This window comes from Polyangium fumosum, assembly GCF_005144585.1.
Lineage (GTDB): Bacteria > Myxococcota_A > Polyangia > Polyangiales > Polyangiaceae > Polyangium > Polyangium fumosum.
This window is the reverse complement of sequence record NZ_SSMQ01000106.1, coordinates 1-19,042: the sequence shown is the minus strand read 5'-3', so window position 1 is coordinate 19,042 and position 19,042 is coordinate 1. Positions and strand designations below refer to the sequence as shown.

The window sequence follows — 19,042 nt, the reverse complement described above, 5'->3', positions numbered from 1 at the left end:
CGTAGCTCGGCTTGTCCGAGCGTCGTCCACGGGCATCCACCGAGATGTTGCGCTCGCCGCGCGAGCGGGTAGTGTCGAGGCCGCTCCGCATGGCAGATCCGATCGACAACTCGAACAGCGAGCCTCGTGAAACGGCGATCCCGCCTGCGAGGGGCTCGCGGAGCCGCTCGGGCGGGCGCGTCGTCGCGCTCACGGGCGCGGCGTGTTTCCTCGGCCGGAACCTCGTCGGCCTCCTCGAAGAAGATCCGGCGACAGCGCGCATCGTGACGATCGACGTGAAGTCGCCCGACACGGCCGGCCCGAAAGCGAAACATTTCGAGGTCGATCTGACGAACCCGGCTTCGGAGGATCGCGTCGCCGAGATCCTGGCCTCCGAGGAGGTCGACACGCTCGTGCACCTCTGCTTCCTCTCATCGCCGACGCACGCGACGGGCTGGGCGCACGAGCTCGAGTCGGTCGGCACGATGCACCTCCTCAACGCCGTGCGGCAGGTGCGGCTGCGCAAGCTCGTGCAGTGGAGCCAGACGATGCTCTACGGCGCGCACCCCACGAACCCGAACTTCCTCACGGAGCGGCACGCGTTGCGCGCCGACATGGACGAGCCGTTCTTCGCGGACAAGATCGCCGCCGAGCGTGAGCTCAACGCCTTCGCCGCGAAGTCGAAGGGCACCGTGGTCACGGTCCTGCGCACGGCGCCGATCGTCGGGCCGACGGTGCAGAACTGGGTCACGCGGTATCTCGGCATGCGCGTCGTGCCCACGCTGCTCGGCTTCGATCCGCTCTTGCAGTTCGTGCACGAGGTCGACGCGCTCGCGGCCTTCAAGCTCGCGCTCGATCGGGATCATCCGGGCACGTTCAACATCACCTCCGACGGCGTCTTGCCGCTCTCCATGGTGCTGCGCCTGGCCGGCCGCTCGTCGATGCCGCTGCCGCACACGGTCGCGAGCTCGCTCGTCGGCGCGGCCTGGATCACGCAAGCTTCGGCCGTGCCGCCGAGCTTTTTGCGGTACCTGCGGTACGTCTGCGTCGCCGACGGCGACAAGGCAGCGCGCGTGATGGGCTTCCGGCCGGCCTATACGACCCGCGAGGCGCTGCTCGACTACCTCGCCGCGCAGAGCCTGCGCGACGCGAACCTGCTGCAGGAGAGCCCTGCCTAGGCGGGCGGTTTCCATGGGGAAGAAGCAGAAGCGCAAGCACAAGGAGACGAAGGAGACGCGCGCGGGCGTGGCGCCGAAGGAGCCCCTGGCGACCGCGGCGTTCGTCGCCGCCGACGCCGGCGTCGCCGCGCCCGAGGAGGAGATCTCTCCTGCAGAAGGCGAGATCGCGGCGCCGCGGCTCTTCGCGGAGCCGCCCCCCGCCTCCTCGGAGGACGACGACGAGGACGACGGCGAGGACGACGAGGACGATGGGTCCGCGGCCGAGATCGCGCCCGCCCTGCCTTACGGCACCGCCCTCGACGGGGACGCGCCGCCCTCGCCGCGCCTCGTGCCCGGCTACGACCTCGACGCCGACGAGGCGCACGACGTCGCGCCGATCGGCCCCACCGAGGCCGTCATCCGTCCGAGCATGCCCCCCGCGTCCGTGCGCGACGAGGCCGATGCAGCGGGCGCGGGCGCGACGAACCCCGCCGAGATCGAGCAGCAGATCCGCGACCTCGAAGCCCGGCTCGACCTGATGATCGGGCGCGGCCGCGAGCGCGCGGACGAGCCGGCCTACGTGCCCAAACCGCCGCCGGTTCCCGCCGCGCGCAAGAGCGACGTGCCCAAGGCCAAGCCGCGCAGCGACGTGCCGGCGCCGCGGGCCTCGGTGCCGGAGTCGGCGACCGCGAGCGAGGTCCTCTCGCCCGAGTTTTACGCGAAGCAATGGGGACGCGCGGGCCTGCGGAGCCGCTCCGAGGAGGTCGACGAGTTCGGCCTCGATCCGGCCTTCGAGGCGAAGCTCCTGCCCGTGCTCGACTTCATGACGAAGCGGTATTTCCGCGTCGAGGTCGAGGGCGCCGATCACATCCCCACCGAGGGCCGTTGCCTCGTCGTGGCGAACCACGCGGGCGGCCCCCTGCCCTACGACGGCGCGATGCTGCGCGCCGCTGTCCGGCGTGATCACCCGGCGCACCGCGAGCTGCGCTGGCTCGCCGAGGATTTCGTCTACTACCTGCCCTTCGTCGGCACGCTCATGAACCGCCTCGGCGCGGTGCGCGCGTGCCAGGAGAACGCGGAGCGCCTGCTCAACAAGGGTGCGCTCGTCGCGGTCTTCCCCGAAGGCGCGAAGGGCATCGGCAAGCTCTACCGCGACCGCTACAAGCTGCAGCGCTTTGGCCGCGGCGGCTTCATCCGCCTCTGCCTGCGCACGCGCACGCCTCTTGTGCCTTGTGCCATCGTCGGCGCCGAAGAGGCGAACCCGATGCTCTACCGCTTCGAGTACATGACGAAGACCCTGGGCATCCCGTACTTCCCGATCACGCCGACCTTCCCGGCGCTCGGGCCGCTCGGCCTCATGCCCGCGCCGACGAAGTGGCGCATCCGCTTCGGCGAGCCGCTCACCTGGAGCAACTACGGCCCCGAGGCGGCCGACGACGAGATCCTCGTGGGTCGCCTCTCCGAGCGCGTGCGCGCGTCGATCCAGAGCATGCTCGACCGGATGTTGTCCGAGCGGCGCTCGGTCTGGCTGGGATAGGATGAGCCCAAAGGAACGCGGGGACACGACCGGTGTCCTCGTCCTCGACAAACCCAAAGGTCCCACGAGCCACGACGTCGTCGGCAAGCTGCGGCGCGCCCTCGGCATGCGCCGCATCGGTCACGCCGGCACGCTCGATCCGATGGCGTCGGGCGTGCTCGTGATGCTGCTCGGCGAGGCGACGAAGCTCGGGCCCTACCTGACCGCGCACGACAAGGCCTACGAGGCGCGCGTGGTCCTCGGTCGTGGCACGGACACGCTCGACGCCGAAGGCACGGTCACGGTCGAGGCGCCGCTGCCGGCGTGGCTCGAAGACGAGATCACGCGGTTCACGCAGGAAGGCGCGAGCGCCGTTCTGCAGGGGATCACGGCCGCGCTCGATCGGGAGCGCGCGCGGACCGAGCAAGCGCCGCCTGCGTACTCGGCCATCAAGGTCGACGGGGCGAAGAGCTACGACCGGGCGCGGCGGGGCGAGGTGGTGGAGCTGCCTGCGCGTCCGGTCGCGGCGCGCGCGATCGAGCTCCGCGGCGCGGGGATCCTCGAACCGGGGAAGCTCGCGTTCCTCGACGTCTCGCTCGACGTGAGCAAGGGTTACTACGTGCGCTCCCTGGCGCGTGATCTCGGCGTGGCCCTCGTGGTGCCCGCGCACCTCGGCGCGCTCCGTCGCACGCGGAGCGGGCCGTTCGGGCTCGACGTCGCGAACGTGCTCGACGCGCCCGCCGACGCCCTGCGCGCGGCCGTCGTGCCCCTCGCCGCGGCCGTTCGTCTGGGCCTGCCCACGGCCGTGCTCACGGCCGAGGGCGCGGTGCGTGCATCCCAAGGCAAACGCCTCGGCGTAGCGGATTTTTCAGCGCCGCCTCCACGCGAGACGGAGAGCCTGGAGAGCGCCCCTCCTCGCCCGGACGAACCTTCCGAAGCCGGAGAATTGGAAGCGAGCGCCTGGCTTTCCCCGGAGGGCCGTCTGGTCGCCGTGGGGAAATGGGATCATGATGGGTATGTGGTTCAACGCGGCTTCACGGATGTTCCCGCGGGCCGCGGGGTCGAGACGGAAGAGCACGTCGCGTCTGGTCGTCGCTTTCCGCCCTGACCATCCGTAGCGGCCGAGCGACCGCGGCGGGTTGCGCCGTGAAAGCTAGGTCCGCTACGATTCGACGCGTAGGGAGTTCGGTTTTGAGTCCAAACGACGTACCACTGGCGCTTTTGGCAGGGGCCATCGCGTCGGCGCTCGTCGGGGCCCTGTTCGCCGGCGCGGACACAGCCTTGACGAGCCTCACCCCCACCCGCCTGGCGGCGCTCATCGAGCAGGCGGAAAGACCGGAAAAAGCGGCGCTCGAGCGCATCCGCAGCGCCGACGCCAAGCTCCGGTCGCGTTACCTGCTCGGCAGGGTCCTCAGCACGACCCTGTCGGCTGTCTTCACGATGCTGTTCTTCCAGCCGCTGTACCCGCAAGCGGCGCCGCTGCTCACCTTCGCCGTGACCGTGGTCCTCACGAGCACGCTCTTCGAGGTGAGCACCACGCTCGGACGCAAGCACGCCGATCACGTGGCGCCGATGGCCGCACGCTGGCTCAGGCCGCTGGAGATCGCGATGCTCCCGCTCGCGGTCCCGCTCGGCTGGCTCGGCGCGTCGATCGCGGCGAAGGAGATCAGCGAGCCGCCGGATCCGCACATCACGGAGGCGGAGGTGGAGATGCTCGTCGAGGAGGGCGCGCGCAGCGGTCTCTTCGGTCGCGAGCCCGCGGAGATGATCCGCAACGTGCTCGAGTTCCAGGATCGCACGGCGAAGGACGTGATGATCCCGCGCTCGCGCGTGGAGGCCATCGAGGTGAGCACCCCGCTCGACAAGACGCTCGCCATCGTCACGGGGAGTGGTCACTCGCGTTATCCGGTCTATCGCGAGCAGCTCGACAACGTGGTGGGGCTCCTCTACGCGAAGGACCTGTTCAAGGCGTTCGAGGAAGACCGCCTGAAGAACAAGTCGCTGCAGGAGATCGTGCGCAGCCCGGCGAACTTTGTGGCCGAGTCGCAGCCGCTCTCGACGTTGCTGAAGGAGATGCGCGGCCGCAGGCAGCACCTCGCGATCGTGATGGACGAGTTCGGCGGCGTGAGCGGCATCGTGACGCTGGAGGACGTGCTCGAAGAGATCGTCGGTGACATCCGCGACGAGCACGACGCGGAGGAAGCGCCGCCGATCCAGGATCTCGGCGACGGCCGGCTGATGGCGGACGCGGCGGTGTCGATCCGTGATCTCTCGGCGTTCCTCGGCTCGGATCTCTTGCCGGACGGCGAGGCCGCGGTGGAGCAGGAGCACACGCTCGAAGGTTTGCTCACGGAGCACCTCGGCAAGACGCCCGAGAACGGCGCGAGCGTGAGCAAGTACGGCCTGCGCTTCATCGTGCGCGACTGCGACGAACAGCACATCGGCAAGGTCGAGATCGTCAGGCCTCGCAGCGTCGAGGTCTGAGCGTCCTTCTCGTCGTCGGACAAAACGAAACGGGGCCCGCTTCCGCGAGCCCCGTTTTCTTTTTCGTCACCCGAGGGTGAGAGGTGTTCAGCCGCCCTGCGTGACTTTCTGGATCGAGGTCATCAGGTTGTCGCCGACCTCGATGAGGCCGGTGACGGGGGCCGCGGGGTTGCTGTCGTCGCCCTTGAGCTCCAAGCGCAGGTCGACGAAGGCCTTGCGCAGGTTGCGGACGACCTCCTGGCTCGTGAACACGGACGTCGTCATGGGATCGACCGGGATGAGCACGGGATCTCCGCTGCCGGGCAGATCGCCCTTCGTGTAGCGGTTCAGCTTCTTCTCGACGGACTTCATGCCCTGCTGCGTCCGCTCCGGCTTGAGGATGGCGTAGTTCGCAGGCCAGTCCTTGCCGAAGTCGTAGGGCTCCTTGACCGGCACGAGCTCCGCGATCACGCCCTTCTGGTCGGACCGGAAGAGGACGGAGAAGTTCATCACCGGCTCCTTCTCCTCCTTCCAGGCCTTCTCGACGGGCGCCTTCGCGAACTCGAGCAGGTTCTTGAAGCTGTCCTTCTTCTTGTTCAGCTCCTCGCAACCCTTGGTGAAGTTGAGGAGCTGCCGCAACGCATTCGGATTGAGGCCGGAGATGCTCGGGCCGTCGACCTTCGTGGCGTCGAACGGGATGTTGATGCCGCCGAGCTGACCGGCGAGCTCCGCGGGATACTCTTTCTTGCCGAGCTTCTCCGCCGCTTCGCCGAGGAGCGTCTCGAGCTCCTTCATCTTCTCGTTGGCGGCCTTCACGTCCGTCATGAGGGCCTTGGCGTTCGCCACGACGGCCTTGCCGCGCTCGTTGCGCGCAGCCGCGCCGCCGACCGGGTAGCCGATGGCGATGCCGAGGAGCGCCGTGCCGACCGCGGCCATGATGACGCGCTTCTTCGCCTTCTCCCGCTCCTTGATGATCTCCTCGCCGACCTCGACCTTGATGGTCTGCTGGACGGCCGTGGGCTTCGGCGGCGGCTCAGCGGCGGCGGCAGGCTTCGCGGCCTGGGCGAACGGAGGAACCGGGATGCCGGGGGAGATCCCAGGCGGCGGAGCGATGTTCGGTGATTTCCCACCGGAACCAGAGGGCGGCGGCTGAGACTGGCCAGGAACGGGCAGCGGAACGGCCTGCGTTCCGATGTTCGTCTTGCCGAGCCGCGCCTTCAGATCGATCTTGGGTTTCTTGCTCTTGTCTTCAGCAGCCATCGGCTCCTCGTAGCGACCAGCGGGCAAGTTACCGGCGCGACGTACGTCGTGTCAACGGCGCGCCCGCTGAAATTGTCCCCTGGGCTTGGAAGCGCGGGGCTCGCGTTTCCTTGGTTTCTCGACGACGGCATGCGCATGGGGTGGTACCTACCGGATTGAATGCTTCCTCCGCGTCTGCCCCTCGCCGTCGAGACCCGCGTCGTCACGGCGCCGGACGGCACGCGGATCACGTACTACGCCACCCGATCGCCCTATCCGGGCGCGCCCGTCGTCATGCTCGCGAACGGGCTCGGGGGCCAGCACATCACGTGGAGCGCGCAAATCGAGCACCTGCGCGGGCGCTACCGCTTCCTCACGTGGGACTACCGCGGCCTCTTCGCCTCCGCGCGGCCGCCGGAGGGCACGCCGGCGTCGTATGCGATCGTGCGCCACGCCGAGGATCTCCTGGCGATCCTCGACGCCGAAGGCGAACCACGCGCGGCGCTCGTGGGCTGGAGCATGGGCGTCCAGGTCGTGCTCGAAGCGTACCGAAAAGCGCGGCAGCGGGCGCGTTGCATCGTGCTCTTGAACGGCACGAGCGGACGTCCGCTCGACACGGTGAGCCCCTTGCCCGGCATGAAGACCGTGCTCCCTTCGCTCGTGGAGCTCGGGAGCCGCGTGCACGCGCTCGCGTCGCAGGTCACGCGCAGGGCCGCGGACGTGCCCGAGGCGCTCACGTGGCTGAAGGCCATGGGCGTCATGAACGAGTCGCTCGACGACGCGGTGTTCAACGAGCTCGTCCAGGGCTTCAGCGCGCTCGACATGGAGGCGTATTTCCACAACCTCCGCGCGCTCGGCGATCACGACGCTTCGGACGTGCTCGGCACGATCGACGTGCCCACGCTGATCGTGTCGGGGGATCGCGACGCGATGACGCCGGCTGCGCTCGCGAAGGAGATGGCGAAGCAGATCCCCGGGGCGGAGCTCTACGTCGTGCGCGGAGGCACGCACTACACCGCGGTCGAGTTCCCCGAGCTCGTGAGCCTGCGCCTCGAAAAGTTCCTCGCGAAGGCCGCGCCGGGCGCGGGCGGAACGGCGAACGCGTAGGGCACGATTTGCCGGATTTTCCCGGGAAAAAGACGCATCGAGCGGCCAGACGCACCGTGGTGCGGGTGCTACTTTGTGCTCGGGGGGATGGAGGGCCGCGCGCCGCGCCTCGACGCGACCGCTTCCGTCCATCGCTAGCAAGGTGGGATCGATGCGGCTGCTCGTCGTCGACAACTACGACTCGTTCACTTACAACCTCGTTCAATACCTGGAGATCCTGGGCGCGAAGTGCGTCGTGCGGCTGAACGACGCGATCGACGTGGACGGCGCGCGCGCCCTCGACCCCGACGGCATCCTGATCTCGCCCGGGCCCTGCTCGCCGAACGAGGCGGGCGTGAGCCTGAAGATCATCGAGGCCCTCGGCAGCGAACGCCCGCTGCTCGGAGTTTGCCTTGGTCATCAAGCCATCGCGCAGGTCTTCGGCGGGCACGTGGTGCGCGCGGGGCGCGTGATGCATGGCAAGACGTCGCCGATCGAGCATGACGGGCGCACGCTCTTCGCGGGCCTGCCGCGGCCTTTCGTGGCCACGCGGTACCACTCGCTCATCGTGGAGCCGAGCTCGCTACCGAACGAGCTCGAGGTCTCGGCCTGGACGAACGAAGGCGAGATCATGGGCCTGCGCCACGCGCGGCTCCCGATCGAAGGCGTGCAGTTCCACCCCGAGTCGATCCTGACGACGCGCGGGATGGATCTCCTGCGCAACTGGCTCGATCTCGTGAAGGAGCACGCCCGCGCTCGGACGGGAGGTGCGCTGGCAGGAGCGCACCTGTGAGCGCCGCGGTCGCCTGCTTCGCTCACGTCTTCGAGCAGCTCGCGCAGGAAGAACGATCCCTGCCGCGCGCGCTCGTGCGCGGGGCGTTCGACGCGATCCTCGCGGGCGCGTGGACACCCGTGCAAGTGGCCGGCTTCGTGGTCGCGCTGCGCCTGCGCGGCGAGGACGCCTCCACGATCGCGGCGGCCGTCGAGGCCATGCGCGCGGTGATGGTGCGCGTCGATCACGGGCTGCCCGCGGTCCTCGACACGTGCGGGACCGGAGGCGACGGGCTCGGCACGTTGAACGTGTCGACGGCGGCCGCGATCGTGGTCGCCGCGGCCGGCGCGCCCGTCGCCAAGCACGGAAACCGCAGCGTTTCGAGCCGATCGGGCAGCGCCGACGTGCTCGAAGCGCTCGGGGTGCCGATCGACGTGCCGCCCGAGCGTCAGGCCGAGGTGCTGCGCGAGGCGCAGATCGCGTTCCTGTTCGCGCCTGCGCACCACCCGGCGATGCGGCACGGAGCGCCGGTGCGTCGTGAGCTCGCGATCCGCACGATCTTCAACGCGCTCGGCCCTCTGTCGAACCCGGCGAGCACGACGCATCAGCTCCTCGGCACGTACGATCACGCGCTCCGACCGGTCTTCGCTGCGACGCTGGCGGAGCTCGGGCTCAGGCGCGCGTGGGTCGTGCGCGGCGAAGACGGGCTCGACGAGGTGAGCCCGTTCGGGCCGACGCGCGTCACGGAGCTCGCGCGTGGATCACTCCGCGAGAGGGTCGTGCGGCCCGAGAACTTCGGCCTACCGGTCTCGCCGACGGGCGCACTCCAGGGCGGATCGGCCGCCGAGAACGCGGAGGTGATCCTCACCGTGCTGCGCGGCGAGCCACATCCGGCGCGGTGCGCGATCGTTCTGAACGCGGCCGCGGCGCTCGCTGTCTTTCGCGAGACGGACGACCCGCGCGACTGGCCGGATCTCGCGGCGGAAGCGGCCGCGGCGCTCGACAGCGGCGCGGCGATGCGCACGCTCGACGCCCTCCGCGACGCCGCGCTGCATGCGCGGGAGGCGGGAGAGCTGTGATGGATGGTCAGAGAGGAAGGCGCGTCCTCGACACGATCCTCGCGTCGAAGCGGGCCGAGATCGCAGCGCTGCTCGTGGCGCCTCCGCCACGCGTGATCCGCGCGCCGGCAGGAGGTGTCTTTAAGGCGCTCCGCAGGCCCGAGGGTGGGGCGCTACGGCTCCTCGCCGAGGTGAAGCTACGTTCGCCGTCGGCGGGTGCGCTCTCGTCGGTCCTGCGGCCAGCCGAACGAGCGCGTCGATATGCGGAGGCGGGCGCCACGATGATCAGCGTGCTCATCGACGGGCCCTTTTTCGGCGGCTCGTACGACGATCTCGCGGCGTGCCGCGACGCGCTCGACGTGGCGTTCGGCGCGGCGCGGCCGAAGCTCCTCTGCAAGGAGTTCATCCTGGACCCGATCCAGCTCGCCATGGCCGCGGCGCACGGCGCGGATGCGGCGCTGCTCATCGCGCGTATCACCTCGGCGGAGGATCTCGCGCGGCTCGCGGACGCGGCGCGGGATCTCGGGATCGAACCGTTCGTCGAGGTCACGACCGAGGAGGAGCTCGCCGCGGCCGAGCACGCCCGCGCGCGTGTCCTCGGCGTCAACGCGCGCGACCTCGACACGCTCGTCATGGATCCCGCGCGCGCCGAGCGGGTACTCGCCCGCGTCGATCCCACCGCTGCGCGGGTCCACCTCTCCGGGCTCGCTTCGCCGTCCGACGTCGCGCGCATCGCGCAGGGCCCGGCCGACGCAGCGCTCGTCGGCGAGGCGCTCATGCGGCAGGACGACCCGGGCCCGCTGCTCGCCGCGATGGTCACGCGCGCCGCAGCCGGTTGATCCTCACATCGCGGCGGGCCCCGACATCATCCGCGCCCCGCAGCGACCGCCCTGGCAGACACATCCGCCGCCGCAATCCATCGTCCCCTGACGGCACTCCATCGAGCAGAGCACGGCCCTGCAATCGGGCGCCACGCTCCGCGCGACACACGACGCCGCATGGCAACACGCCGCCGGCGCACAGTCCGCGTCCGTGCTGCACGCAGCCTCGCTCGCGCTGGGGGGCTCCGTCGAAGATCCCGTGGGCGACGGCGCGGCCGGAGGCGGCGTGTCCGTGGGGGGACGCGCTTCCGCGTCCGCGTTCCTCGGCCCTTCCGGCGACGCGGGGCTACACGCGGACACGAAGAGCAGCGAGGCGAGGAGCAGCAGGATCGTACGCATCGAGGGATCCTCATGCCCCGCCGAGGCGGCCTCGTAAAGCGTTCAGCCGTCGAGGTGCTGCTTCAATTGCGCCGTGAGCGCATCGAGATCGGCCTGCACGTCCGCGGCGGGCACGCCGTTCGTCCGCACGAACCGCGCGAGATCCACGAACGACGGATCGTCGAGCAACGACGCGACCGCGGGCAACGTGTACCCCCGCTCCCGACCGAGCCGCACCATGAACGCGCGGATCTCCGCGCGGAAATCCACGCCCGAGAGCGCCCTGTACAGGATCGCGGCCGCGAGGTGCGCGGCGCTCTCTTCCCTGCGCGCGGCGACATCCAAAAGCTCCGACACCCGCAGGTGCACGATCGCCCGCGGCACCACGTTGTCGAGCCGGGCGAGCGGCGCGAGGGCGCGCATCTCCAGCGCAACCGCCTTCCCGAGATCCCCTGCGTCCTTGTGGTACCCCGCGAGCGCAGCCAGCGTCCCTGCGTGACCGAGGGCGTCGTTCTGCGCGTCGAACGCGCCGAGCAGCGCGTCGAGCCCGCCCTTCTCCTCCACGGCTCCCGCGACCGGCCCGACGATGGATGCGTCGTTCGCCGCGCGCACGGCCTCGCCGAACATCGTGGCGAGCGCAGACAGCGCGCCTGCGCCGAGGAAATACGACGTCGCCGTGATCCCGGCCTCCACGCCCGCTTCCTTCGTCCCGCCGGGGACCTTGCCCTCGACGGCCGCGACGAACGCCGCCCCGTACCGCTCGCCGAACGCGACCAACACCTGGGCCTCGTCCTGCCCCGCGCGCTCTTCGGGCCGCGCCTCCATCCACGCCGCCACCGCGCTCGCTGCCGCCTCCGTCGCCGTGAAGCCCATCGCCGCGCCGCCTTCGAGCAGCGGCGCGCGCGTCACGAGCCGCGCCTCCACGAGCTCGCCGACGAGCGGCAAAAGGTCCGGACGCTCGGGCTCCCCTGCGTCCCGGAGAGCCGCGATGCGCCGCTTCACCTCGTCGGGCATCGCGGGCATCTCGGGCCGCGACGCGGGCGGCATCCGCTCGAACGCGTCCAGCATGCGGCCGATCTGCCGGAACCTCTCGTCCTCCACCGACTCGCGCGCGAACACCTTCTCGACGAGCGTCTCGGGCACGGGCGGCTCCGCGCGCGTGAGGATCCAGAGCAAGCGTCTCGCGTCGGGGGAGAGGCGAGCCACCACGGTCTCGACGGCCGTATCGGACATGCCGCGCAGGGTACCGGCGGGCGGGATCAGGGAGAAGAGGGCTCGGCGGGCTTGGGGAGGATCCAGAAGGGCGCGAGGTGGATCTCGAGGTCGAAGGGCGGCAGGCGTTGCGCTCCGTCCTCCTTCGCGGTCGCGACGAGCACAGGGCGGCCGCGATCGGTCTCGAACACCTCCACGAGGCGAAGCGCCGGATCGATCATCCAGACCCAGCCCACCCCACTCCGCGCATCATGCGGCAGCTTGATGTGACGATCGTCCCGCGCGGTCGAGGGCGAGAGCACCTCGCAGCACCAATCGGGGAGCAGCGTGATGGGGTACTCGTCAGGCGGCTCGGGGCAACGTTCCACGCGCCATCCGGCGAGGTCGGGGTTGAAGAGCCGATCCCCGAAGCGAACCGCGGGCTCCAGCTCGATCCACCAGCCTGTGCCGCCGGAAGCTTTGTCTGCATCGCCGAGCGCGCGATAGCACAGCCCCACCGCGCGCCGATGCGGCGCCTTCGGCCGAGACATCGTGCGGATCTCGCCCGGCTCCAGGATCTCTCCGCTCAGGTACTCCGGCAGTCGATCGATCTCGGCGAGCAGCTCCTCGAACGTAGGAACCTTCCGCGCGGGGTCGCCCATGCTGCGAACGTAGCACGAACCGACCCCGCGCCGCCCTCCGCCCCTACCGCTTCAAGAGCGTCGCGAACGGGTTGTTCGTGAACTTCGCCTGCGGCTGCGGTTTGCCCTGGGGGCCGCCCTTGCCCTGCTGCGGCCCGCCGCGCCCTTGCTGCGGCCCTTGCCCGCCGCGCCCTTGCTGCGGCCCTTGCGCCTGCTGCCCCGGCTGCGGGCGTTCGCCCTTCCGCGCCGTCAGCGAGATGCGCTTGCGCACCATGTCCACCTCGAGCACGCGCACCTTGAGCTTGTCGCCGACCTTCACGACCTCGCTCGGATCCTTCACGAACCTGTCCGCGAGCTGCGACACGTGCACGAGCCCGTCCTGGTGCACGCCCACGTCCACGAACGCGCCGAACGCGGTCACGTTCGTGACCACCCCTTCGAGCTCCATCCCCGGCTTCAAGTCCTCCATCGTCCGCACGTCGTCGCGGAACTTCGGCGGCTCGAAGCTCGCGCGTGGATCACGCCCCGGCTTCTTCAGCTCCACCAGGATGTCGTTCATCGTGTACTCGCCGACGTCGCCGCCGATGTACTTCTTCGGATCCACACGACCGATGAGCTTCGTGTCGCCCACGAGCGACGCGACGGGCACGCCGAGGTCCTCGGCGATCTTCTCGACGAGCGCGTAACGCTCCGGGTGCACCGCGCTCGCGTCGAGCGGGTGCTCGCTCCCGCGGATGCGCAAGAAGCCCGCGCACTGCTCGAACGTCTTCGGCCCGAGCCCCGCCACGTCGAGCAGCTTCTTGCGGCTCGAGAACGCGCCGTGTTGATCCCGGTGCGACACGATCTTCTTCGCGAGCGAGGGCCCGATGCCCGCCACGCGCGAGAGCAGCGGCGCGCTCGCCGTGTTGAGCTCCACGCCGACCATGTTCACGCAGCTCTCCACGACCTCGTCGAGCTTCCGCGCGAGCAGCGACTGGTACACGTCGTGCTGGTACTGCCCCACGCCGATGCTCTTCGGATCGACCTTCACGAGCTCGGCGAGCGGATCCTGCAGCCGCCGCGCGATGCTGATCGCGCCGCGCACCGTCAGGTCGAGGTCCGGGAACTCCTCGCGCGCCACGTCACTCGCCGAGTACACGCTCGCGCCCGCCTCGCTCACCGGCACGCAGAAGATCTCCTTCAGCCCCTCGGCCGCGAGCACATCCCGGACGAACTGCTCCGTCTCGCGCCCGTGCGTCCCGTTGCCCACCGCCACCGCGCTCACGCCGTACTTCCGGCAGAGATCGCGGATCGTCCGCTTGCCGCGCTCCTCCGCCTCGGCGCCTTGCACGAGGTAAATCGTCTCGTTCGCGAGCAACTTGCCCGTGTCGTCGACGACCGCGCACTTGCAGCCCGTGCGTTGCCCCGGGTCGATCCCGAGCACCGCGTGTGTCCCGAAGGGCGCCGCGAGCAAGAGCTCCCGCAGGTTCTGCGCGAACACCTCGACCGCCGCGCGATCCGAGAGCTGCTTCAGCTCGACACGCACGTCGATCTGCACGCTCGGCGCGAGCAGCCGCTTGTACGCGTCGCTCGTCGCTTTGCCGAGCTCGCCCGCCCAGGGCGAGCCGCCGTCGAGGCCGGCCATCTTGCCGATCGGCGCGAGGAGCTTCTCCCCGTCGAGATCCACCGACGCGCGGAGAATTCCTTCCGCCTCGCCGCGGCGGATCGCCAGGTAGCGGTGCGACGGCATCCCCGCGACCGGCCCTTCGAACGTCGCGTACGTGTCGAACTTCGTCGCCTTGCCCTCGTGCTCCTCGTTTTTCTTCACGCGGATCACGCCGTCTTGCATGTACCCCTCGCGCACGAGCTTGCGGACGTCGGCGTTCTCGGCGATCCGCTCGGCGCAGATGTCGCGCGCGCCTGCGAGCGCGGCCGCGACGTCGGGCACCTCCTTGGCGGCGTCGACAAAGGCCTTGGCCTCCTCGTCGGGGTTGCCTTCCTTCGCTTGCGACCAGATCCGGTCGGCGAGCGGCTCGAGCCCGCGCTCCTTGGCGATGATCGCCCGCGTCCTGCGCTTCGGCTTGAACGGCAGGTAGAGATCCTCGAGCTCGGCCTTCGTCGTGCAACCGACGATCTTCTTCTTCAGCTCGTCGGTGAGCTTGCCTTGCTTGCCGATCTCGTCGAGCACCTGCCTTCGCCGCTCGTCGAGCTCCACGAGGTACGTACGACGCTCCTCGATGGCGCGGATCTGCACCTCGTCGAGCCCGCCCGTCGCCTCCTTGCGGTAGCGCGCGATGAACGGCACCGTCGCGCCCTCGGCGAGCAGCTTGACCACGGCCGAGACCCCGGACCTCGGGAGCGTGAGCTCCTCCGAAAGGGTGGGGACAGGGTCGAAAGCGGGCAGCGTGAACGTGGGCGAGGACACCGTGGTGGGGTCGGTCGTGGCGGTCATGGGACGGGTGCCTTTAGGCACGGGCTGGACGGTTGTCCAGGAGGAAAAGCCGCGACGGCGAAGGCTGGCGGGCACCTGTGCTTCCGCGATGTTCGTCGCGATTCTCCGAGATGTGCCCCCTGCGATTCATCATCACGTGTGACATGGGCGGCCTTCCGGCGTCGGCGAGCCCTACGCGCGACGGGCGTCCGTCTTGTCGACTGCAATTTCGAGCCCTGGAGGGAGGCGCCGCCATTGGCACCCCGCCGGCCGAGGACGCCTGGCTTGCGCCTTCCGTCGAAGCGCCGGAGGGTATGCCTTGCCACGACCGCGTCGGCCCTCGATGCGCGAGACCTCTGCACGAATCGATGCCGCTTGTTGTTCCGTACGCATATTGAGGCTCCTTCCGGTGGGGAGCCTCGGCACGAGGGCCACGGGACGTCAGGACGGGGGGCGGCGAGGTGATACACGCGATCTGCGACCGGCTGGTCCACAACGCGCACGTGCTCTCGCTGAAGGGCTCTTCGATCAGGAAGAAGAAAGGATTGGATGGAAAGATCAAGGAAGAGAGAAACGAAGGGTGATCAGCCATGCGTCCCTCGCTGCAATGAGCTCAGGCGTCGTCGCTTCGCTCCGATGGGGGTGATGGCTGCCGTCAGTGGAATCGTCGCTTCGCTCCGAGGGTGCCCACGAGCACCACGAGCCGGGCGACAACCGGGGAACGTCGCTTCGCTCCGAGAGTGCCCACGTGCTCCGGAACGGGTGCCCAGGTGGAGCGGAATGCGCATTCCCCACGGCCCGCACGCTCGCGCGCCTACGCATCGCCGGCCGCGTTACCGTGACCGTCGCAAGGCTCGCTACCGGCCTGGGCGGGCCACCCTTGGCCGGGCGGGGATCGCACCCGCCGGACGGCAAACCGAATTTCATGAGTTTATCGCATCTCATTCCTTTCGGACCAGACTTGCCTGGTCGCACCATCGCGGTATTCCCACGGGCATCGATGATTGCCCGCGGATTCCCCTCAATATCGAGCACCGCCTTCGTCGTGTACACCCCTGCGGTCTTGTTGTCCTCGACCCCGCGCACCGGCCTGCCCAGCACATCGAAATGCACCAGCGCCGGCGTCTCCGCATGCTCCTCGGTCAACTCCGCCGCCCGCTGCTCCTGCGCGGAAGGCGTCGGCGTCGCGCTCGGCTGCCTCGCGGCATACCAGGGATTGCCCGCCTCCAGCACCGTATCGTTCCCGTCCCAGCTCGCCTGCTGCCAGGGCGTGAACGTCACCCGCGAATGCGTCCCGTTCGGCAGGTCGGTTCGGATGAGCCGGCCGAGCGGGTCGTAACGCAGGATGGGCGTCATGCCTCACTTACTCGCGTGATGTTTCGATCAAGTGCCTGCATTTATCTGCAAACTGGGGGAAGCGTTTCGCGATCCTGGTCAGAACTGCCACCCTCTGGGCACGCGAGCGGAATGGGAATGTATCGTGCGAAAGAGCGAGGTCCACGCGAATCACATCGACACCTACCTCCAGCCAATGCTCCAGCACATGCTGTATGCGGGCGCCCTCGTCGTCAGTCGAGTAAGAGGCCACACCGAGAAGCAGGACCCCCTCGTCAAAGGAGAAGTATCCCTTCTCAACCGCACTCGCAATGCTGTCCGGAAGCATGTCAACGCCGACTCCATCGATGACCTGCGTCACTGCATCAGAGAGCGCGCTCACGTCATAGTCGCGCGCCGATGGATTGAGGCACATATTGCGCACGTTTCTCCAATGAAATGATTCTGTGTTGCTCATCAGTTGTTTTGCTCCTACCCTCATAGCTTCTCGAGCACATAGCTCTGCAGGGCTTCGATTTTGATCTCTTTGCCATCGATCCTACGCAGCGTCTGAGCGAGCAGCCTTGGATCTGTAACTGGACCGGGAGCACGAACAAGCTTCAAGCCGAGTCGTTGCAAGTCCTCCTCGCTAGGAAGTCGCGCGAACTTGTTTGATCCCAGATTACCAGTGACTGTAATTCGACCTCCCGGCTTCAGCACGCGAGCGGCCTCGGGTAGCCACGTATTCATAGCATTGGATCCGTTCGGCAGCCCAGGTATAAATGGATTCGTGGCCAGGATCTCGTCCGCGCTCGCGGTCTTCAGGGGAACCCCCTTCAAGATGTCAGCACGAATCCCCTGCTCCGCGGTGATGTCCACGTTGATCGCACCTCGCACTTGCGATGCTCGCCCTCCGAAGAAGTCAAGAACGACTTTGCGACCAAGGTTGGATAGCAGGGTAGCTACTGCTGGGAGTACGAACTTCGCGACGCTAAAAGCTATGTTCGCTGCACCGAGCACGGACATTTCCGTTTCGTATGTCTCCCGTACTCCTCGGTTGAACCCTGCAGCGGCATCCAAACCATACTTTGCATCGGCGAACAGATCTTCCGGCAGAGCTGGTAGCTTACTCGATGCGTCGAGTATCTTGTTCGCAAGCTCCTGCTTTTCGTCTGGCGTCATTCGGTCGATAACCGATACTCCGCCATGCTTTTCGGAGAGTTTGCCCGTTAGATTGTCAATCCAAGCCAAATATTCTCCGTACTGCCTGCCGTATTCGGCCCCTTTGGCTTCCGCCGCTTTTCCGGCACGCCTGGCTGGGCTATCCAACAGGCTCACCTCGGGCGTTCCCGGGGGACTCCCAGGTGGTGGAGGAGCCGTGGTTCTCCAGACTCCGGGAGCCGGTGCAGGGACGGGCACTGACGGCTTATCTTCCCGGCCATCAGGATCAAAACGTAATATGGGACTGCAACTTGAGTATGCATAGGGCGCGACGATGCTCGCTCGGTCCAGTTTAGGATCAACGCTCGTCCACCGCCCAAGCCACGGCGCGTAGTACCTCGCCCCGTGATAGTACAGCCCGGTCTCCTCATCCCGCTCCTTCCCCGTATACCTGTACCGCTTCGCGCTGACCTCCACCCCGCTCGCTACGGCATGGTAGGCGCTGGTCCCATACGGATGGTACTCCTCGTAGCTGATGACGGCCCCAGCGTGGTCCAGCTCCAGCGCAGCCGAGCCGAGGTGATTCCCAAGCTGATACCGGACACGCGACGTCACCACGAGGTTCGGATCCGACGTATCGACCGTCTTGGTCTCCACCATCGCAATCCGCCGCGCATCATCCATCACATGGAGCGTCTCTCGCTCCAGCACGACATTCCCGAGCTCGTGCCGTCGGTAGACCTCGAAGCCCCCGAGGTAGATCCGCTCCTCGACGATCCCGCCGTGCTCCCAGACCTTCCGCACCCGCTGCCCGCCAGCGTCGTACGTGAAGTAAACCGTCCCCCCACCGCCCTTGTCGACCTCGCGCTTCTGGTCCTTCAAATCCCACGCGATGCCGTCCAAATGCGGCATCGTCGTCATGCTCCCATGCTCGTCGTACGAATACGTCGCCGAATACTGCCCGAGCACATCCCCCGGCAAACTCGTCCCGAGCAGCCGATTGCTCGTCACCGCGATATCGTACCGCCGCGTCCAGCTCCCCGTGCTGCCCTGCGCGGCATGAATCATCTTCAAGATGTTGCCGACGGCATCGTACTCGAAGCTCTCCGTGTAGTTCCGCATCGCCTGCGGATCATTCGGGTTCGCAGCATTCAATAGCGGGAACCCATTCTGATCCTGCTGAACGTCCGCATTCTGCCCCGAATGCTCCCGCCCCGTCGCCTCGATCAGCCGGTAGATCGCATCGTACTCGTACTTCCAGGCCGGCTCGACCAGCTCGCTATTGTGGTAAAGCTCTTCCTGCGCCAGGTCGGCAATCTCGACGATGTTGCCCACCGGATCATACGTATACCGCAGGTCCTGCAACAGCTCACTGTCCGAGATCCGCGTCGTCTTGAGCCGCGTCAACCGATACGTCAGCGGGTCGTAGCTGTACTCCGTAACCACCCCATTCCCGTAAGCAACCTTCTCCCGCTGCCCCTTCACATCGTAATCGATGTCATCAACAAGCGTCGTCCAGCCACTCGCCCCCCGAATCCGCGCCTCCACCTTCTCGAGCAGACTCGCCTCGTTGTACGTCGGCTTGATCTCGCTCTGATCCGGCGTCGTCATGCTCGTCGGCCGATTCAGCGCATCATACGCCGTCGTCTGCGCAAACACCTCCGCCTCGAGTGCCACCGTCCCCGACCAATCAATCTGCGTCGAATAGTTCTGCGCGAGCTGCCGCTGACTCTCCAGCAAATTCCCCTTGAAATCATACTCGACCGAGGTCACCACCCCGGCCCCATCCTTCACCTGAACCACCTTCCCACGCAGATTCGCGTCCTCCGGATCCGTCTGCCCCTCGCCGTACACCG

At 68.1% G+C, this 19,042-nt stretch carries 17 protein-coding genes; 9 read left to right on the top strand and 8 right to left on the bottom strand.

What is annotated here, in order from left to right:
• The first annotated feature begins 89 nt into the window (after nucleotides 1–89).
• The 4 genes from E8A74_RS48075 to E8A74_RS48060 are packed head-to-tail and all read left to right on the top strand — an operon-like array spanning nucleotide 90 to nucleotide 5,136.
• Nucleotides 90–1,157 (top strand): NAD-dependent epimerase/dehydratase family protein, encoded by a 1,068-nt coding sequence (locus E8A74_RS48075; protein ID WP_232380075.1) that lies wholly within the window; start codon nucleotides 90–92, stop codon nucleotides 1,155–1,157.
• 13 nt (nucleotides 1,158–1,170) lie between these two features.
• Nucleotides 1,171–2,673, top strand: coding sequence for a lysophospholipid acyltransferase family protein (locus E8A74_RS48070; RefSeq protein ID WP_232380074.1), 1,503 nt, complete (start codon nucleotides 1,171–1,173; stop codon nucleotides 2,671–2,673).
• 1 nt (nucleotide 2,674) lies between these two features.
• Nucleotides 2,675–3,760: a tRNA pseudouridine(55) synthase TruB gene (gene truB, locus E8A74_RS48065; RefSeq protein ID WP_136935918.1), complete on the top strand. Its 1,086-nt coding sequence runs from the start codon at nucleotides 2,675–2,677 to the stop codon at nucleotides 3,758–3,760.
• Nucleotides 3,761–3,798: 38 nt separating this feature from the next.
• A complete protein-coding gene (locus tag E8A74_RS48060; protein WP_269749944.1) occupies nucleotides 3,799–5,136 on the top strand; it encodes a hemolysin family protein in 1,338 nt (445 codons plus the stop codon).
• Between the two features lie 87 nt (nucleotides 5,137–5,223).
• Here the strand turns inward: E8A74_RS48060 and E8A74_RS48055 are convergent, their stop codons facing one another.
• On the bottom strand, nucleotides 5,224–6,375 hold the full coding sequence (locus E8A74_RS48055) for a formin (protein ID WP_136935916.1): 1,152 nt from the start codon (nucleotides 6,373–6,375) through the stop codon (nucleotides 5,224–5,226).
• A 159-nt stretch (nucleotides 6,376–6,534) separates the two neighbouring features.
• On the opposite strand from E8A74_RS48055, the gene E8A74_RS48050 reads away from it, so the two are divergent.
• The 4 genes from E8A74_RS48050 to E8A74_RS48035 all read left to right on the top strand — a co-directional run bounded on the left by E8A74_RS48050 (nucleotide 6,535) and on the right by E8A74_RS48035 (nucleotide 10,109).
• Entirely contained in the window at nucleotides 6,535–7,461 is a 927-nt protein-coding gene (locus E8A74_RS48050) for an alpha/beta fold hydrolase (RefSeq protein ID WP_136935915.1), read from the top strand.
• Between the two features lie 151 nt (nucleotides 7,462–7,612).
• Entirely contained in the window at nucleotides 7,613–8,233 is a 621-nt protein-coding gene (locus E8A74_RS48045; RefSeq protein ID WP_136935914.1) for an anthranilate synthase component II, read from the top strand.
• A complete protein-coding gene (gene trpD / locus E8A74_RS48040; protein WP_136935913.1) occupies nucleotides 8,230–9,291 on the top strand; it encodes an anthranilate phosphoribosyltransferase in 1,062 nt (353 codons plus the stop codon). Before E8A74_RS48045 ends, trpD begins: the two co-directional genes overlap by 4 nt.
• On the top strand, nucleotides 9,291–10,109 hold the full coding sequence (locus E8A74_RS48035; RefSeq protein WP_136935912.1) for an indole-3-glycerol phosphate synthase TrpC: 819 nt from the start codon (nucleotides 9,291–9,293) through the stop codon (nucleotides 10,107–10,109). The genes trpD and E8A74_RS48035 overlap by 1 nt, the downstream gene beginning before the upstream one ends.
• A gap of 3 nt (nucleotides 10,110–10,112) precedes the next feature.
• Here E8A74_RS48035 and E8A74_RS48030 read toward each other — a convergent pair whose 3' ends face one another.
• The 4 genes from E8A74_RS48030 to E8A74_RS48015 are packed head-to-tail and all read right to left on the bottom strand — an operon-like array spanning nucleotide 10,113 to nucleotide 14,732.
• Nucleotides 10,113–10,490 (bottom strand): hypothetical protein, encoded by a 378-nt coding sequence (locus tag E8A74_RS48030; protein ID WP_136935911.1) that lies wholly within the window; start codon nucleotides 10,488–10,490, stop codon nucleotides 10,113–10,115.
• 42 nt (nucleotides 10,491–10,532) lie between these two features.
• Nucleotides 10,533–11,702, bottom strand: coding sequence for a hypothetical protein (locus E8A74_RS53555; RefSeq protein WP_170229936.1), 1,170 nt, complete (start codon nucleotides 11,700–11,702; stop codon nucleotides 10,533–10,535).
• A 26-nt stretch (nucleotides 11,703–11,728) separates the two neighbouring features.
• Entirely contained in the window at nucleotides 11,729–12,322 is a 594-nt protein-coding gene (locus E8A74_RS48020) for a Uma2 family endonuclease (protein ID WP_136935910.1), read from the bottom strand.
• 43 nt (nucleotides 12,323–12,365) lie between these two features.
• On the bottom strand, nucleotides 12,366–14,732 hold the full coding sequence (locus tag E8A74_RS48015; protein WP_136935909.1) for a Tex family protein: 2,367 nt from the start codon (nucleotides 14,730–14,732) through the stop codon (nucleotides 12,366–12,368).
• Nucleotides 14,733–15,172: 440 nt separating this feature from the next.
• Between E8A74_RS48015 and E8A74_RS56310 the strand changes: the two genes are divergently transcribed.
• The gene (locus E8A74_RS56310) at nucleotides 15,173–15,295 is read left to right on the top strand and encodes an ATP-binding protein (RefSeq protein WP_476704309.1); all 123 of its coding nucleotides are present in this window, start codon (nucleotides 15,173–15,175) and stop codon (nucleotides 15,293–15,295) included.
• On the opposite strand, the gene E8A74_RS48010 is transcribed toward E8A74_RS56310, so the two are convergent.
• The 3 genes from E8A74_RS48010 to E8A74_RS48000 all read right to left on the bottom strand — a co-directional run.
• Nucleotides 15,270–16,067, bottom strand: coding sequence for a hypothetical protein (locus E8A74_RS48010; protein ID WP_136935908.1), 798 nt, complete (start codon nucleotides 16,065–16,067; stop codon nucleotides 15,270–15,272). The genes E8A74_RS56310 and E8A74_RS48010 overlap by 26 nt on opposite strands.
• Before the next feature lie 7 nt (nucleotides 16,068–16,074).
• Nucleotides 16,075–16,503, bottom strand: a complete 429-nt coding sequence (locus E8A74_RS48005; RefSeq protein WP_136935907.1) for a hypothetical protein — start codon at nucleotides 16,501–16,503, stop codon at nucleotides 16,075–16,077.
• Between the two features lie 20 nt (nucleotides 16,504–16,523).
• Nucleotides 16,524–19,042, bottom strand: a 2,519-nt coding sequence (locus tag E8A74_RS48000; protein WP_136935906.1) for an RHS repeat-associated core domain-containing protein, incomplete at its 5' end; no start/stop codon positions are given.